Annotated in this window: 14 protein-coding genes; 7 read left to right on the forward strand and 7 right to left on the reverse strand. The window is 67.9% G+C overall.

Annotation, left to right across the window (positions count from 1 at the left end; all coding sequences use genetic code 11):
- Positions 1-26: 26 nt before the first annotated feature.
- The 4 genes from DID98_RS25295 to DID98_RS25310 are packed head-to-tail and all read right to left on the reverse strand — an operon-like array spanning position 27 to position 5,689.
- Positions 27-2,027, reverse strand: a complete 2,001-nt coding sequence (locus tag DID98_RS25295) for an acetyl/propionyl/methylcrotonyl-CoA carboxylase subunit alpha (protein WP_124488646.1) — start codon at positions 2,025-2,027, stop codon at positions 27-29.
- A 36-nt stretch (positions 2,028-2,063) separates the two neighbouring features.
- Positions 2,064-2,849, reverse strand: a complete 786-nt coding sequence (locus tag DID98_RS25300; RefSeq protein ID WP_124488647.1) for an enoyl-CoA hydratase/isomerase family protein — start codon at positions 2,847-2,849, stop codon at positions 2,064-2,066.
- Positions 2,850-2,868: 19 nt separating this feature from the next.
- Positions 2,869-4,476, reverse strand: coding sequence for a carboxyl transferase domain-containing protein (locus DID98_RS25305; RefSeq protein WP_124488648.1), 1,608 nt, complete (start codon positions 4,474-4,476; stop codon positions 2,869-2,871).
- Positions 4,477-4,507: 31 nt separating this feature from the next.
- Positions 4,508-5,689 (reverse strand): isovaleryl-CoA dehydrogenase, encoded by a 1,182-nt coding sequence (locus DID98_RS25310; protein WP_044847409.1) that lies wholly within the window; start codon positions 5,687-5,689, stop codon positions 4,508-4,510.
- 171 nt (positions 5,690-5,860) lie between these two features.
- On the opposite strand from DID98_RS25310, the gene DID98_RS25315 reads away from it, so the two are divergent.
- Positions 5,861-6,607: a TetR/AcrR family transcriptional regulator gene (locus tag DID98_RS25315; protein ID WP_124488649.1), complete on the forward strand. Its 747-nt coding sequence runs from the start codon at positions 5,861-5,863 to the stop codon at positions 6,605-6,607.
- A gap of 69 nt (positions 6,608-6,676) precedes the next feature.
- Here DID98_RS25315 and DID98_RS25320 read toward each other — a convergent pair whose 3' ends face one another.
- Positions 6,677-7,165 (reverse strand): MarR family winged helix-turn-helix transcriptional regulator, encoded by a 489-nt coding sequence (locus tag DID98_RS25320; protein WP_044847436.1) that lies wholly within the window; start codon positions 7,163-7,165, stop codon positions 6,677-6,679.
- Between the two features lie 198 nt (positions 7,166-7,363).
- Here DID98_RS25320 and DID98_RS25325 point away from each other — a divergent pair, with 198 nt between their 5' ends.
- From DID98_RS25325 to DID98_RS25345, 5 genes are all read left to right on the forward strand, one after another.
- A complete protein-coding gene (locus DID98_RS25325) occupies positions 7,364-8,443 on the forward strand; it encodes an aromatic ring-hydroxylating dioxygenase subunit alpha (protein ID WP_124488650.1) in 1,080 nt (359 codons plus the stop codon).
- Positions 8,440-9,405, forward strand: coding sequence for a PDR/VanB family oxidoreductase (locus DID98_RS25330; RefSeq protein WP_124488651.1), 966 nt, complete (start codon positions 8,440-8,442; stop codon positions 9,403-9,405). The genes DID98_RS25325 and DID98_RS25330 overlap by 4 nt, the downstream gene beginning before the upstream one ends.
- A gap of 48 nt (positions 9,406-9,453) precedes the next feature.
- Entirely contained in the window at positions 9,454-10,515 is a 1,062-nt protein-coding gene (locus DID98_RS25335) for an aromatic ring-hydroxylating dioxygenase subunit alpha (protein WP_124488652.1), read from the forward strand.
- A 157-nt stretch (positions 10,516-10,672) separates the two neighbouring features.
- Positions 10,673-12,016, forward strand: a complete 1,344-nt coding sequence (locus tag DID98_RS25340; RefSeq protein ID WP_124488653.1) for an MFS transporter — start codon at positions 10,673-10,675, stop codon at positions 12,014-12,016.
- A 102-nt stretch (positions 12,017-12,118) separates the two neighbouring features.
- Positions 12,119-13,210 (forward strand): porin, encoded by a 1,092-nt coding sequence (locus DID98_RS25345; protein WP_059834828.1) that lies wholly within the window; start codon positions 12,119-12,121, stop codon positions 13,208-13,210.
- Positions 13,211-13,231: 21 nt separating this feature from the next.
- On the opposite strand, the gene DID98_RS25350 is transcribed toward DID98_RS25345, so the two are convergent.
- Positions 13,232-13,678 (reverse strand): hypothetical protein, encoded by a 447-nt coding sequence (locus DID98_RS25350; RefSeq protein WP_124488654.1) that lies wholly within the window; start codon positions 13,676-13,678, stop codon positions 13,232-13,234.
- A gap of 423 nt (positions 13,679-14,101) precedes the next feature.
- Here DID98_RS25350 and DID98_RS25355 point away from each other — a divergent pair, with 423 nt between their 5' ends.
- The gene (locus DID98_RS25355) at positions 14,102-16,288 is read left to right on the forward strand and encodes a TonB-dependent siderophore receptor (protein ID WP_124488655.1); all 2,187 of its coding nucleotides are present in this window, start codon (positions 14,102-14,104) and stop codon (positions 16,286-16,288) included.
- A gap of 69 nt (positions 16,289-16,357) precedes the next feature.
- Here the strand turns inward: DID98_RS25355 and DID98_RS25360 are convergent, their stop codons facing one another.
- A complete protein-coding gene (locus DID98_RS25360; protein WP_124488656.1) occupies positions 16,358-17,389 on the reverse strand; it encodes a Zn-dependent oxidoreductase in 1,032 nt (343 codons plus the stop codon).
- Positions 17,390-17,400: the final 11 nt, after the last annotated feature.

Below are 17,400 nucleotides of genomic sequence, written 5' to 3' on the forward strand. Positions count from 1 at the left end.
CAGCGGCTCTCACGCACACACGTCACTCAATCTTCCGCCATCATCAGCAACTGCGCGCCATCCGCGACCTGGTCGCCGACGCCGTACAGCACTTCCGCGACGACACCCGCGCCGGGCGCGCCGATCGTGTGCTCCATCTTCATCGCCTCCATCACGATCAGCGGCGTGCCGGCCTCGACCTTCTGGCCCGGCTCGACCAGCACCGCGATCACCTTGCCGGGCATCGGCGCAGTGAGGCGGCCGCCGCCATGCTCGGCATCGCCCGCGTGCGCGAGCACGTTGCGCCATTCGAAGGTCTCGGCGACACCCTGCGTGAACACGTGGAAACTGTCGCCGTCCGCATACACGCGGCCGCTGCTGCGCACGCCGTCGAGCGTCACGTCGAAGTCGAGCGGCGTCGCGCCGCGCGTCCACGCGAACGGCTGCGCGGCCGCGTCGCCGGTGGCGAGGCGCGTGCTGCCGCCGTCGTCCTCGTAGGTGACCGTCACGTCCGCTTCGCGATCGGGCGCATGCCATTCGAGCGTGCGGCGATAGCCGCCGTTCAGCCGCCAGTCCGGCAGCGCGCCCCACGGCGACGCGCCTTCCCGTGCGGCCGCGCCGCGTTCGCGCGCGAGCAGTGCCGCGCAGGCCAGCGCGAGCGTCGCGCGCGGCGGCTGTTGCGGTGCGAACAGCGCATCGTGGTTGCGCTCGATCAGGCCCGTGTCGAGATCGGCGCTCGCAAACGGCCCGCAGGTGACGATCCGCTGCAGGAACGCGGCATTCGTGTGCAGGCCCACCACCTCGCAGGCCCGCAGCGCGCGCAGCATCCGGCCGAGCGCTTCCGCGCGGTCCGCGCCGTGCACGATCAGCTTCGCGATCATCGGATCGTAGAACGGCGTGATCGCGTCGCCCTCGCGCACGCCGCTGTCGACTCGCACCGGCGCGCCGATCGCGAACTCGACGCCTTCCGGCAGCCGCAGGTGCTTCAGCGTGCCGGTGGACGGCAGGAAGCCGCGCGCCGGATTCTCCGCGTAAAGACGCGCCTCGATCGCATGACCCTGCACGCGCAGTTCGTCCTGCTTCAGCGGCAGCGGCTCGCCCGCTGCGACGCGCAGCTGCCATTCGACGAGATCGAGCCCCGTGACCATCTCGGTGACCGGATGCTCGACCTGCAGGCGCGTGTTCATTTCCATGAAGTAGAACGCTTCGCCCGTCATGATGAACTCGACGGTGCCCGCACCGACGTAATTCACCGCGCGCGCGGCCGCGACGGCCGCCTCGCCCATCGCCTGGCGCACGTCTTCATGCAGCCCCGGCGCCGGCGCTTCCTCGAGCACCTTCTGGTGACGGCGCTGCACCGAGCAGTCGCGATCGAACAGGTAGACGGTGTTGCCGTGCGTGTCGCCGAACACCTGCACTTCGACGTGACGCGGGCGCGTCAGGTATTTCTCGATCAGCACGCGGTCGTTGCCGAAGCTGCTCGCGGCCTCGCGCTGGCACGACGCGAGCGCCGCCGGGAAGTCCTCGGAGCGCTCGACCACGCGCATGCCCTTGCCGCCGCCGCCCGCGCTCGCCTTCAGCAGCACCGGGTAGCCGATCTCGTCGGCTTCGAGATGCAGGTTCGCCGCGTCCTGGTCGTCGCCGTGATAGCCGGGCACGAGCGGTACCGCGGCCGCGTGCATCAGCGCCTTGGCGGCAGCCTTCGAGCCCATCGCCGCGATCGCGTCGACCGGCGGCCCGATGAACGCGATGCCGGCCGCCTCGCAGGCATGCGCGAAATCCTCGTTCTCCGACAGGAAGCCGTAGCCCGGGTGGATGGCCTGCGCACCGGTCGCGCGCGCGGCCTCGATGATGCGCTCGATGCGCAGGTAGCTGTCCGCGGCCGCCGCGCCGCCGATGTGCACGGCTTCGTCGCATGCGGCGACGTGCTTCGCGTTCGCGTCCGCGTCGGAATAGACGGCGACGCTCGCGATCCCGAGACGTTTGCACGTCGCGGCGACGCGGCAGGCGATTTCACCGCGGTTGGCGATCAGAATCTTGTCGAACATGGCTTCGATGTCGTCCGGAAAGTTAGGGGCACGCCGTCATTCACGCCACGAAGGCGTGCGTTTCTCGAGGAAGGACGCGATCCCTTCGCGCGCTTCCGCGCCGGCGCGGGTGCGCGCGATCCAGTCGGCCGTCTGCTCGATCAGCGTCGCGTCGAGCGGCCGGCCGGCCACGTCGGCGACGAGCCGCTTGCACGCCTGCACGGCGTCGGGGCCGTTCGCGACGAGCGTCGCGGCCAGCTTCGCGACCGTTTCGTCGAGCGCATCGGCCGGCACCGCGTCGTGAATGAAGCCGAGCGACGCGGCGCGCGCGCTGTCGAACACCTCGGCCGTCGTGAAGTAGCGGCGCGCCGCGCGCTCGCCCATCGCCCGCACGACGTACGGCGCGATCGTCGCGGGAATCAGCCCGAGCCGCGCTTCGGACAGGCAAAACTTCACGCCGTCGGCGGCGATCGCGATGTCGGCCGCCGCGACGAGACCCACGCCGCCCGCATACGCATCGCCGTGCACGCGCGCGATCACCGGCTTGCCGCAGCGATGGATCGCCTCGAGCATGCGCGCGAGCTTGCGCGCGTCGGCGCGGTTCTCGTCGTCCGAGTAACCGGCCATCTTCTTCATCCAGTTCAGGTCCGCGCCCGCGCAGAACGCCACGCCTTCCGCGGCGAGCACGATCGCACGCACGCCGGCGTGCGCGTCGAGCCATTCGAACGCGGTGGTCAGCTCGGCGATCGTCGTCTCGTTGAACGCGTTGCGCACGTCGGGCCGCGCGAGCGTGACGGTCGCCACGCGGCCGGCTTCGCTTACCTTGATCGTTTCGTATCGCATCGGTCAGCCCTCCCGGCCGTTACATGCGGAACACGCCGAAGCGCGTGTCGTCGATCGGCGCGTTCATCGACGCGGCGAGGCCGAGGCCCAGCACGTCGCGCGTCTGCGCGGGGTCGATCACGCCGTCGTCCCACAAGCGCGCACTCGCGTAGTACGGATGCCCCTGGCGCTCGTACTGGTCGCGGATCGGCTGCTTGAATGCCTCTTCGTCCTCGGCCGACCACGCGCCGCCCTTTGCCTCGATGCCGTCGCGGCGCACGGTCGCGAGCACCGACGCCGCCTGCTCGCCGCCCATCACCGAGATCCGCGCGTTCGGCCACATCCACAGGAAACGCGGGCCGAATGCGCGGCCGCACATCCCGTAGTTGCCGGCGCCGAACGAACCGCCGATGATCACGGTGAACTTCGGCACCTTCGCGTTCGACACGGCCGTCACCATCTTCGCGCCATGCCGCGCGATGCCTTCGTTCTCGTACTTGCGGCCGACCATGAAGCCCGTGATGTTCTGCAGGAACACGAGCGGAATCTTGCGCTGGCAGCACAGCTCGATGAAATGCGCGCCCTTCACGGCCGATTCGGAGAACAGGATGCCGTTGTTCGCGACGATCCCGACCGGATGGCCCCAGATGTGCGCGAAGCCCGTGACGAGCGTCGTGCCGAAGCGCGCCTTGAATTCGTCGAACTCCGAATCATCGACGATGCGCGCGATCACCTCGCGCACGTCGAACGGCTTGCGCGTGTCGACCGGAATCACGCCGTACAGGCTCTTCGCGTCGTAGCGCGGCGGCTTCGGTTCGCGCAGCGCCACCGGCGACGCGATCTTCGGCGCGAGGTGACCGACGATGTTGCGCGCGATCGACAGCGCATGCGCGTCGTTCTGCGCGAGGTGGTCGGCCACGCCCGACAGGCGCGTGTGCACGTCGCCGCCGCCGAGGTCCTCGGCGCTCACTTCCTCGCCGGTCGCGGCCTTCACGAGCGGCGGGCCGCCGAGGAAAATCGTGCCCTGGTTCTTCACGATGATCGACTCGTCGCTCATCGCCGGCACATACGCGCCGCCCGCCGTGCACGAGCCCATCACGACCGCGATCTGCGCGATCCCCGCGGCGGACATCGTCGCCTGGTTGAAGAAGATGCGGCCGAAGTGATCGCGATCGGGAAACACGTCGTCCTGGTTCGGCAGGTTCGCGCCGCCCGAATCGACGAGATACACGCACGGCAGCCGGTTTTCCGCGGCGATTTCCTGCGCGCGCACGTGCTTCTTCACGGTCATCGGGTAGTAGGTGCCGCCCTTGACCGTCGCGTCGTTGCACACGATCACGCACTCGCGGCCCGCGATCCGGCCGATGCCGGTGATCACGCCCGCGCCCGGCGCGTCGTCGTTGTACATGCCGTTCGCCGCGAGCTGCGACAGCTCGAGGAACGGCGCACCCGGATCGAGCAGTTGCGCGATGCGGTCGCGCGGCAGCAGCTTGCCGCGCGACAGGTGCTTGTCGCGCGCGGCCGGGCCGCCGCCTTGCGCGAGCTGTTCGATCTTCGCGCGCAGGTCGGCGACGACCGCCTCCAGCGCCGCGGCGTTCGCGCGGAATTCTTCCGAACGCGGGTTCAGTTTCGATTCGATGATCGGCATCGACGGGGCTCCGTTCGCGTGACGTGGGGCGTTACATCGTTTCCGCGAACAGCTCGCGGCCGATCAGCATCCGGCGGATCTCGCTCGTGCCGGCGCCGATCTCGTAGAGCTTCGCGTCGCGCCACAGGCGCCCGACCGGATATTCGTTGATGTAGCCGTTGCCGCCGAGGATCTGGATCGCCTCGCCGGCCATCCACGTCGCCTTCTCGGCCGTGTAGAGGATCACGCCCGCGCAGTCCTTGCGCACCTGGCGAATATGGTCGCTGCCCGCCGAGTCGAGATGGCGGCCGACCGCGTACAGGTACGCGCGGCACGCCTGGAACGTGGTGTACATGTCGGCGACCTTGCCCTGGATCAGCTGGAATTCGCCGATCGACTGGCCGAACTGCTTGCGGTCGTGGATATACGGCACCACCGCGTCGAGACACGCGGCCATGATGCCCGTCGGGCCGCCCGACAGCACCGCGCGTTCGTAGTCGAGGCCGCTCATCAGCACCTTCACGCCGCCGTTGAGCTGCCCGAGGATGTTCTCCTCCGGCACCTCGACGTCCTGGAACACGAGTTCGCCCGTGTGCGACCCGCGCATGCCGAGCTTGTCGAGCTTCTGCGCGACCGAGAAGCCCTTCATCCCCTTCTCGACGATGAATGCGGTGATGCCGCGCGGGCCGGCGTCGAGGTCCGTCTTCGCGTAGACGACGAGCGTGTCGCAATCGGGGCCGTTGGTGATCCACATCTTCGTGCCGTTGAGCACGTAACGGTCGCCGCGCTTGTCCGCGCGCAGCTTCATGCTGACGACGTCGGAGCCCGCGTTCGGCTCGCTCATCGCGAGCGCGCCGATGTGTTCGCCCGACACGAGCTTCGGCAGGTACTTCTGCTTTTGCGCGTCGGTGCCGTTGCGGTGGATCTGGTTCACGCACAGGTTCGAGTGCGCGCCGTACGACAGGCCGATCGATGCCGATGCGCGCGAGATCTCCTCCATCGCGACCATGTGCGCGGTATAGCCCATGTTCGCGCCGCCGTATTCCTCGGCGACCGTCATGCCGAGCACGCCGAGATCGCCGAACTTCTTCCACAGATCCATCGGAAACTGGTCGGTGCGGTCGACCTCCGCCGCGCGCGGCGTGATTTCCTTCGCCGCGAACGTCGCGACGGCGTCGCGCAGCATCTCGATGTCCTCACCGAGCATGAATTGCACACCGGGCAGGTTGATCATGTCTCCTCCGTCTCCAGAAAGTGGGTCGCACGCGCCGATTTCTGAGTTTCGCTCAAATCGGATCAATGCGTCGATTCATTAAGCCAATACAGCGGAAATTTTGCACAGTTTCGCGCCTCGTCCGGCTTGCCGTCAATAGTTTTTTGAGTGACACTCAGATATCATTGCGAGATGACAGCCGCTACCGCCGACACCATGACCGCCACCGCCAAAGCCGACCGCGCCGAGCCGTCGCGCGCACCCGCCGGGCGCAAGTCCCAGCAGCGCGTGCAGGACATCCTGCGCGCCGGCCGTGAAGTGTTCGCCGAAAAGGGCTACGAGCATGCGACGGCCGCCGAGATCGCGCAGCGCGTCGGCGTGTCGGAGGCGACGGTGTTCAGCTACTTCCGCGGCAAGCGCGAGCTGTGCGCGCGTGTGATCGCCGACTGGTATGACGAAATCATTGCCGCGTTCGAACTCGGGATGCCGCAGGACGCGCCGGTGCAACAGCAGTTCGCGTTCATCGTGCGCACGCACCTGCGGCTGATGCTGGTGAACGGCACGGGACTGTGCGCACTGGTGCTGTCGGAGGGGCGTGCGAAGCAGCATGCGCTGAGCGACGAGCTCACCGCGCTGCAGCGCCGCTACACGGCGCCGCTGATGGACGTGCTCGCGCGCGGCCAGGCGGCCGGGCAGGTGCGCCGCGACATGCCGCTGAGCCTGCTGCGCTCGATGGTGTTCGGGCCGATCGAGCACGTGCTGTGGGATGCGATCCTCGGGCACCGCAAGCTCGATACGGAAACGACGGCCACGCAGCTGATCGACATGCTGTGGGCGGCCGTGCAGCCGCCCGCGCCGGAGCAGGCGGCGCTGGTGCGCTTCAGGAACGAAGTCGCGGAAGCGGTGCGGCGGCTGGAAGGCGAAGCGTCACGCGCGTGACGCCGGCAGGCGGTGCGGCGCGCCTGGCGCCTTGCCGCATCACCTGCTCCATCGAGCCGAGTCCAACCGCTACGATTCCTCGCTCACCCGCAGCGGCGCGCGGCTCTGCTCGTTGTTCAGATGGACGAACTTGCGCAACAGGCGCATCAGTTCCTGCGAATCGTCCTCGCCCATGCCGTCGAACAGGCCGGCGCGCAATTCCTTCACCGACGGAATCAGGTGCGTGAGCAGCTCGACGCCCGCCGGCGTCAGCAGCAGGCGCCGCTGACGCCGCGGCAGCACTTCGCGGACGATCAATCCTTTCGCCTCGAGCCGGACCGCGAGATCGGCAGTCGTCGACGTGTCGAGCGCCACCCGCTGCGCGAGCGTCACCTGATCGAGCCCCGGGCACTCGTAGAGCATCCGCAGGACCGCGTACTGCACCGGCGTCACGTCCCGGCCCAGCTTCTCGTAGAACATCGCGACCGCGATCTGGTGCGCGCGCCGGATCAGATGCCCGGGCTCGTCGTACAGGTCGAGCGGGAAAACCGGCGTGTCGGCGGGATTCGTTTTTTCCATGAATGAGTCGATGACATAGGCGGCGCACGCCGTTGCGTGCGCCGACGGCATGGCGCTGCCTCGCGCCATTTCCCGGGAAAACCAGTATACCGCTCGCCTTGCTCCAGCCAATCTCAATGAGTACACTGAATCACATTCAGTACACGGAATGACGAGTTGCCGCGTACCGGCGGCACCGCCCTGAAGGAGACGAACAACGTGTTTCTCAAGAACGCTTGGTATGTGGCCTGCACGCCCGACGAGATCGACGGCAAGCCGCTGGGACGCAAGATTTGCAACGAATCGATGGTGTTCTACCGCGCGGCGGACGGCCAGGTCGCCGCGCTCGAGGATTTCTGCCCGCACCGCGGTGCGCCGCTGTCGCTGGGCTTCGTGCGTGACGGCGTGCTCGTGTGCGGCTATCACGGGCTCGAAATGGGCTGCAACGGCAAGACGGCCGGCATGCCGGGCCAGCGCGTCGGCGGCTTCCCGCCGATCCGCAGCTTTCCGGTGGTCGAACGGTACGGATTCGTGTGGGTCTGGCCGGGCGACGCGTCCGAAGCCGATCCCGCCAGGCTGCCCGCGCTGCAATGGGCCGAAGATCCGGCCTGGGCGCACGGCGGCGGCCTGTATCACATCCGTTGCGACTACCGGCTGATGATCGACAACCTGATGGACCTCACGCACGAGACCTACGTGCATGCGACGAGCATCGGCCAGAAGGAAATCGACGAAGCCGCGCCGAAGACCACCAGCAATGGCGACGAAGTCGTCACCAGCCGCTTCATGGAGAACGTGATGCCGCCGCCGTTCTGGCGGATGGCGCTGCGCGGCAACGGCCTTGCCGACGACGTGCCGGTCGACCGCTGGCAGATCTGCCGCTTCACGCCGCCGAGCCACGTGATGATCGAAGTGGGCGTCGCGCATGCGGGCCACGGCGGCTACGACGCGCCGGCGGAGCTGAAGGCGTCGTCGATCGTGGTCGACTTCATCACACCGGAGACGGACACCTCGATCTGGTACTTCTGGGGGATGGCGCGCAACTTCCGGCCCGACGATCACGCGCTGACCGCCGAGATCCGCGAAGGCCAGGGCAAGATCTTCGCCGAGGACCTCGAGATGCTCGAGCGCCAGCAGCGCAACCTCGAGCAGTGGCCGGAGCGCAACCTGCTCAAGCTCAACATCGACGCCGGCGGCGTGCTGTCGCGCAAGGTGATCGAGCGGCTGCTCGCCGAGGAAAATGCGGCGAGCCCGCAGCGGCCCGTGATTCCGGTCGCGCAGATCAAGGAGGCGTCATGAGCGCCGCGACGCTGACGGTCCGCGTGGCCCGCAAGTGGCAGGAAGCGCGCGACATCTGCGGCTTCGAATTCATCAGCGACGACGGTTCGCCCCTGCCGCGCTTCGACGCCGGCGCCCATATCGACGTGCATCTGCCGGGCGGGCTCGTGCGCCAGTACTCGCTGTGCAACCACCCGGAGCACGGCGATCGCTACCAGATCGCGGTGCTGCGCGATGCCGAGGGCCGCGGCGGGTCGCGCGCGATTCACGACGAAGTCCGGCAAGGCGATACCGTGCGGATCGGCATGCCGCGCAATCAATTCCCGCTCGCGCCCGACGCCCCGCACCACCTGTTGCTCGCCGGCGGAATCGGCGTCACGCCGATCCTCAGCATGGCCGAACGGCTGTTCTCGTCCGGCCTGCCGTTCGACATGCACTACTGCGCGCGTTCGACCGATCGCATGGCCTTCGTCGAGCGGATCAACGCCGCCGGGTTCCATGACCGCGTCCGCTTCCACGTCGACGACGGCGACCCCGCGCAACGCTTCGACCTCGCCGCGGTGCTCGCCGCCGCGCCGGAAGGCACGCACCTGTACGTATGCGGCCCGCGCGGCTTCATGGATGCGGTGCTGAACGCCGCGCGCGAGCGCAACTGGGCCGAAGCGCGGCTGCACTACGAGTTCTTCGGCGGCGCGGTCGAGTCGTCCGGCGCGGATCGCGCGTTCCAGGTCCGGATCGCGAGCAGCGGCAAGGTGATCGACGTGCCGGCCGAATGCACGGTCATCGCGGCGCTGGCGGCCAACGGCATCGACGTTCTGACGTCGTGCGAACAAGGCGTATGCGGCACCTGCATGACGCGCGTGCTCGAAGGCGAGCCCGATCATCGCGATTCGTATCTGACGGAAGCGGAACAAGCGGCCGGCGACCAGTTCATGCCGTGCTGCTCCCGATCGCGAAGCGACCTGCTGGTCCTCGATCTGTAGACGGACCGCCCGATACGCGGCGGCCAACCACAATACTGGAGACGATCAATGGAACGACCTGCCCAGGCACCCATCAGTACTGCTCAATTCCCGGTCGACCGATGGTGGGTCGCCGCGCTGTCATCCGAACTGACGGACCGCCCCGTCGCCCGCACGCTGCTCGGCCGTCCGGTCGTGCTGTTCCGTTTGCCGTCCGGGGAAGTCGGCGCGCTGGAGGATCGCTGCTGCCACAAGTCGCTACCGCTGTCGTGCGGCTCGCTCGAGGCGCGCGGCCTGCGCTGCGGCTATCACGGGCTGCTGTTCGACCGCGGCGGCACCTGCGTGGAGATTCCCGGCCAGGAACGCATTCCGGCGAAGGCGTGCGTGGCGTCGTATCCGGTGCAGGAGCAGGACGCGATCGTATGGATCTGGATCGGCGCCGACGCGCACGCCCAACCGACCTGCGCGCCGCCGCGCTATGCGTTCCACACGGATCCGCAATACCGGTTCGGCGGCGGCCACTACCATTACGACGCGCCGTATCAGCTGATTCACGACAACCTGATGGACCTGAGCCACCTCGGCTACGTTCATCTGAAAACGATCGGCGGTAACGCGCCGCTGCATATGGGCGCGGAAACCCGCGTCAGCAGCGAAGGCGACACGGTGACGCTGGTCCGCCGGATGCCGGCGTCCGACCCGCCGCCGACCTACACGGCAGCGTGGCCGTTCGCGGGCCGCGTCGACCGCTGGCAGGAAATCGAATTCCACGTGTCGCATATCCGGATCTGGACCGGCGCGATGGACGCAGGCACCGGCGACCTTCACGACCCGGCGCGCGGCGGTTTTCACATGCGCGGCTTCCACGGCATCACGCCCGAGACGGAAACGACGACGCACTACTTCTGGACCGTCGCGACCAATCCGCAACACGACGTCGAACGCATCGCGCAAACCGTCATCGAGCAATCCGCGGCGACGTTCGACGAAGACAAGACAGTGATCGAAGCGCAATACCGGAATCAGTTGCGGTTTCCGGACTGCCGCCAGATCGACATTCATGTCGACGCGGGCCCCAATCGCGCGCGGCGCGTGATCGAGCGGCTGCTGCTGCAGCCCGACCCCGCGTAACCCTCGCCCCGGCGCGCGAACGACGCGAGCCGGCCGCGACGGACGTTCCCCGGATTGCCCGTCAATCCACGCATTCGCTTTCGTCCCATTTCGCTGCTGCCGCCTTCGATTTCATCCCATTCGATTAGTCATACTATTTTTATCAAGGATCTCTGACGTGAGCGAAAACATCCGCAATACGATCGACGCGTCCCCGATGAGCGCGTTCCAGACGATGGCGGTCACGGCCTGCGTCGTGCTGAACATGCTCGACGGCTTCGACGTGCTGGCCATCGCGTTTGCCGCGCCGCACCTGGCGGCCGAGTGGAAACTGAGCGGAAAGGAAATCGGCCTGCTGCTGAGCGCCGGGCTGGCCGGCATGGGGATCGGCTCGGTGCTGATCGCCCCGCTGGCCGACCGCGTCGGCCGCCGCCGCATCATCCTGCTCTGCCTCGCCGTGATCTCGACCGGCATGCTGGCCTGTGCGGCCACGCACAGCACGTTGCAACTCGCCGTCGCGCGTGCCTATACGGGGCTCGGCATCGGCGGGATGCTCGCAAGCCTGACCGTCATCAGCGGCGAATACGCATCGAACAAATGGCGCAGCGCCGCGATCGGCATGCAGTCGACCGGCTACGCGATCGGCGCCACCGCGGGCGGCGTTCTCGCCGGTTACCTGCTGTCGGTATGGGGATGGCGCAGCGTGTTCGCGTTCGGCGGCATCCTGACCTTGATGGCGATCCCGATGGTGCTCGCACTGCTGCCGGAATCGCTCGACTTCCTGCTGGCGCGACGTCCGGACGACGCGCTGCAGAAGATCAACCGCATCCTCGCGAGAATGAAGCGCGCGCCGATCGATGCGCTGCCGGCCGCGAGCGCATCCATCGACACGGCGAGCCCCGCCTCAAGTTGGACAGCCGTGCTGCGCGCGCCGCTCACGCGTCGCACGATCGCGCTTTGGATCGCATTCTTCCTCGTGATGGGCAGTTTCTATTTCGTCGTCAGCTGGACGCCGAAGCTGCTGGTCCAGGCCGGCCTGTCGGCCTCGCAGGGTGTGACCGGCGGCGTGCTGCTCAACCTCGGCGGCATCGCGGGCGCGTCGCTGTTCAGCCTGCTGTCGACCCGGTTCGGCCTGCGCAGCCTGCTGGGCGCGACGCTGTTGCTGGGCGGCGCACTGATGGTCGCGTTCGGCGCGAACACCGGCTCGCTCGGCACCGGGATGATCGTCGCGGTGTTCCTCGGCGCCGTGATCAACGCGTGCGTGGCCGGCATGTACGCGCTGTCGCCAACGCCCTATCCCGCCGAGATCCGCACGACCGGCATCGGTCTCGCGGTCGGCATCGGCCGCCTCGGCGCGATCCTGTCGCCAATGACGGTCGGCGCGCTGCTGGACGACGGCTGGTCCGTGCCCCATCTCTATTTCGCGTTCCTCGTGCCGATGGCCGGCGCGGCGATCGCCGTCGCCGTGGCGGGCGCGCGTGTCGCGGCGCCGCACCGGCAACGCGATCCGGCGATCTCGTAACACGCGACACCCGCAGTCCTGCCGATACCCGTCGGCATCCCGGGCAGGTCCGGGGCAATAAAAAAATCGATAAGTACATCTGCATACTGTTTGGAGACAGCCATGAAAACGAAACTGGGCGTTGCACTCGCGACGGCGATGGCGCTGGCCGGGCCGGCCTGTGCGCAAAGCAGCGTCACGCTGTACGGGATCATCGATACCGGCGTGTCCTACTACAACAACGCCGCGCGCGGCGGGTCTTTCACCGGGATGCCGACGCTGACCGGCGAAGTGCCGTCACGCTGGGGCCTGAGAGGCACGGAGGATCTCGGCGGCGGCTACCAGGCCTTCTTCGTGCTCGAAAACGGCTTCCAGCCGGGCACCGGCGCGCTGAACTACGGCGGGCGCCTGTTCGGGCGGCAGGCCAACGTGGGCGTAAACAGCCCGTTCGGCGCGCTGACCCTCGGCCGTCAGATGAACATGTCGATGATCGTGCTGACCAATGCCGACGTGATCGGCCCGTCGATTCATTCGATGGCGGATTTCGACTCGTATCTGCCGAACGCGCGCAGCGACAATGCGATCGGCTACAAGGGCACGTTCCACGGCGTGACGCTCGGCGCGACCTACAGCTTCGGCCGCGACGCGGCCGGGCCGGCGGGGCCGTCGGCGACGGGCTGCGCCGGACAGGTGCCCGGCGACATCGTCGCGTGCCGCCAATACACGGCGATGCTCGCGTATGACGCGAGCAATTTCGGGCTGGCCGCGTCGCACGACGTGATGCGCGGCGGCGGCGGCGCGCTCGCGCCGCTGAACAATCCGGCCTACACCGACACGCGCGACATCGTCGCGGGCTACGTGAAGATCGGCCCCGCGAAACTCGGCGCCGGGTGGATCCGCCGCAACCTCGCGGCGGCCGAACATCTGCAAGCCGACATCGTGTTCGCGGGCGGCACGTACTACGCGACGCCCTACCTCGCGCTCGACCTGCAGGGCGTGCGCTACCTGCAACGCCGCGAAAACAAGGAAGGCACGAACGCGACGCTGGTCGTCGGGCGCGCAAACTATTTCCTGTCGAAGCGGACGACCGTGTATACGTCGGTGGGCTACATGTTCAACAGCGCGCTGGCCGCGAACGCGGTCGCGGCCGGCGGGACGGTCGGCACCGGGATGAATCAGCTCGGCGTGATGGCCGGCATCCAGCAGAAGTTCTGAACGCCGGACACCGCACCTCGATCAATCGGCGAGCCGGCAATGCGACAGCTTCAGCCCGGGCAGCACCGGCGCGTCGATATAACCTTCGTTCACGCAGCTGAAGCGGAAATTCGCGGACGCCGTGAACGGCTTGATCTCGCCGCCCGGGAATTTCGGTTTCAACGCGGCCTGGTCGGCCGCGTCGAAATGCGTGTCGAACTGCTCGCCGTCGGCCGTCAACGCACCGAAGTACGTGCCGCCCGGGTCGCTGCCCATCCGCATCACCGCGCCGACGAACGCGAGGCGCCTGCCGTCGTATTTCGTCTTCGCGGCGGCCATGTCCTGCGTGTAGGCCTCGATCACGGTGGCGTAGTGCGCGTCGATCGCGGGCTCGGCGGCCGGCGCAGCGTAGCCGCTCTGGGGAACGCCCGCCAGCATCGCGCAGGCAGCCAGCGCGGCCGTCATGAACGGCGCGGAACTCTTTTTCATTGGGTGGTCTCCCGTCAAGCGTGGTGGTTGAAGTAATCGATCGCGGCGCTTCGCCGGCTGCCCGGCGAAACACCAGGGAATGACGTGCGGCCGTTGCGTCAATCGTTCGAATCGTGGAACACGGCTGCAATCACTTCAGCACCCGCGTGGTCGGCTGCGGTGCGCGACGTCGCGCGGCACGCGACGTGACAGGAAGATGACATGGTGCGGCCCCCGGCTCTCATTGAATTTCACTGCGTCTGTTTTTGGGCGCTACGGTAGCAGACGGCCGGCGGCCCGGCAATCACGATGCCCGGTCCGAATCGGCCTCTTTACAATTGCAAACGATTCTCATTACGTATATCATGCACATCCTCCGCGCGACGCAGTAAAGGCGCTGCGGCCCGCGTCATCGTCCTTAGCACTCCGTCCATTCATCGATTCATGCCATCCCGCCGAACGCCCCACCGCGCCCGGACGCTTCGTCCGTGGCGCGCGAGCCTGCCTGCCCTGATCACGCTTTGCGTCGCAAGCGGCGCGCATGCGGATGCCGAACCTGCCGCCACGGCTTCGGCGGCCACGCCCTCGCCCTCGTCGACGCCCGCGCGCCCCGAACGCGAACTGCCGACGATCAGCGTCAGCGCATCGTCAGCAGTCGATCCGACCGTCGGCTACCAGCCGCGCACGAGCAGCGTCGCCGGCGGCGACGATCGCCCGCTCAGGGAGATTCCGCAATCGGTCGCCGTGGTCAGCAGCAGCGTGATGCAGGACCAGCAGGCGCGCTCGCTCGACGACGTGCTCGGCAACATCAGCGGCGTCACGCAGACCAACACGCTCGGCGGCACGCGCGATGCGTTCATCAAGCGCGGCTTCGGCTCGAACAACGACGGCTCCGTGCTCGTCGACGGCGTGCGCACGCCGGTGCTGCACAGCTACCTCGCGACGATCGACCGCGTCGAAGTGCTGAAGGGCCCGGCTTCGCTGCTGTACGGGATGCAGGACCCGGGCGGCGTGATCAACCTCGTCACGCGCAAGCCGGAGGACACGTTCGGCGGCTCGATCTCGGCCTCGCGCACGAGCCACGGCGGCAGCAGCGCGCAGTTCGACCTGACCGGCCCGCTCGGCAAGCCGGGCCAGGTCGCGGGCGGCACGCTCGCATTCCGGCTCACCGGCGAATACGACACGAGCCGCTACTGGCGCAGCTTCGGCCGCGAGCGCAATGCGCTGATCGCGCCCGCGCTGTCGTGGCACGACGCGAACACGTCGATCGACGTCAGCTACCAGTACGTCGACTACACGATGCCGTTCGATCGCGGCACGGTGCTCGTGAACGGCCGCCCCGACGATGCGCTGCGCTATCGCCGCTACGAGGAAGCGTGGGCGCAAAGCAGCGGCATCCAGGAAACGCTGCGCGCGCGCGTCGAGCACCGCTTCTCCGACGCATGGCGCATGCGCGCGACCTACGGCTGGGGCCGCGACCGCTACGATCAATACATCGCCCGCGCGACCGCCTTCAACAGCACGACCGGCGCGCTATCGCGCTCGTCCGACGCGAACCTCGGACGCAACGACTCCGACCAGATCGCGACGCTCGGCCTGCTCGGCAACCTGACGCTCGCGGGGATGAGCCACGCGCTCTATGTCGGCGGCGAATACGAGCGGCAGCGCAGCTTCCGCGGCGACACGATCCGCGGCACCGCGACGAAGGGCTTCGATCTCTACGATCCCGTCTACGGCCTGCTCGCGCCCGGCGGCACGGTGAGCGCGAAGCAGAGCGATTCGCTCTCGAAGGTCCACACGTACTCGATGATCGTGCAGGACTCGGTGAAGATCACCGACCGGCTCACCGCGGTCGGCGGGCTGCGCTGGGAGGACTGGCAGCAGGAATCGGGAATGGGGCGGCCGTTCGTGTTCGCCGACCGCTCGCACGGCAACGTGTGGCTGCCGCAGTTCGGGCTCGCGTATGCGCTCACGCCGTCGCTGACCGCGTATGCGAACGTGAGCCGTTCGTTCAAGCCGAACGTCGCGTCCAACGTGGCCGCGCCGCTCGCGCCGGAATTCGGCCGCGTGCTGGAAGCCGGCTTGAAGTTCAGCCTGAAGCCGGGCATCACCGGCACGCTCGCGGCCTATCAGATCGACAAGCGCAACGTCGCGGTCACGGTCAACGACATCACGTCGACGATCGGCACCGCGCGCTCGCGCGGCATCGAACTCGACGTCGCGGGGCAGCTCACGCGGCACCTGAGCCTGATCGGCAGCTATGCGTACACGAACGCGAACGACCGCGACAGCAACACGTCGCTCGTCAACGTCGCGCGCCACACCGGCAGCGTGTTCGCGGTGTACGACACGGCGATCGCGAACCTCCCGGGGCGCTGGCGCTTCGGCGGCGGCGCGCGGCTCGTCGGCGCACGGCCCGGCGACACCGCGAACAGCTTCACGCTGCCCGGCTACGTGACCGTCGATGCGTTCGCGGCCTACGAAACGACGATCGGCAAGTTCCCGACGCGCATCCAGCTCAACGTGAAGAACCTGCTCGACAAGACCTACTACCCGTCGAGCAACAGCAACCTGATCGTCGCGGTCGGCGAGCCGCGGCTCGTCACGCTGACGACGACGGTGTCGTTCTGACGCATCTTTGCGCCGGGTGGCCGGGGCTGGGGCCGTGCCACGCGCCCCCGCCGGCGACACGAGCCGATCTCACCCGCCCGCGAAATCGAGCAGGATCTTGCAGCTTTTCTCGGGATTGCGCTCGGCCATCTCGAACGCCTGCGCGATGTCGCGAAAGCCCACCTTGTGCGTAACGATGTGCTCCGGCTGGATCAGCCCGCGAGCAATCCAGTCGATCACCTGCGGGAACATCGCGCAGTTCAGCCGCGATGCCGCGAGCGTCAACTCCTTCTTCGTCAGCTCCGCCTGCACGATCGCCGACGGTTCCGACGAAAACCCGAGCACGCCGATCCGGCCGGCCGGCGCGGCGATCCGCACGGCCTCCTCGAGAATCGACGGATGGCAGACCGCATCGAAGATCAGCGTCGGGCCGCCGTCGACGCCGCGCTTTTCCAGCGCGTCGGGCAACGACTCGACGCTCGTGTCGATGATTTCGTCCTCGGCCGCGCCGCACTTGCGCGCGAGCTGAAGCCGTGCATCGAGCCGGTCGGTAATGAATGCGCGAATGCCGTACACGCGCTTGAGCACCTGCAGGATCGTCAGCCCGACCGTGCCGGCGCCATAGATCAACGCGACGTCGCCCGGCAGCACGCCGGTGCGCGACGTCGCGTTCGCGGCCACCGCGAACGGTTCAACGATCGCCGCGCAGGGTTCGGCGATCGCGTCCGGAATCCGGTACGCATTGCCGGCCGGCACACACGTGTACTGGCTGAAGCCGCCGTCGCGATGCACGCCGAGCACGGTCAGGTGCCGGCAGACGTTGCGCCGGCCGATCGTGCACGCGTGGCAATGCCCGCAGCTGATCACCGGATCGACCGCGACGGTCTCGCCGAGCCGCGCGGCGTCGACGCCCGCGCCGACCGACTCGATCGTGCCGACGAACTCGTGGCCGATGATGCGCGGATACGACACGAACGGATTCTTGCCGTGAAAGATGTGCAGGTCCGACCCGCAGATGCCCGCATAGCGCACCTTCACGCGCACTTCGCCGGCTGCGGGTACGGGCAGCGGCACTTCGCGCACGCCCATGCTGTTCGGACGATCGACAACGACGCTCAACATTTCGGTTCTCT

This window comes from Burkholderia sp. Bp8984 (assembly GCF_003853755.1).
Taxonomy (GTDB): domain Bacteria; phylum Pseudomonadota; class Gammaproteobacteria; order Burkholderiales; family Burkholderiaceae; genus Burkholderia.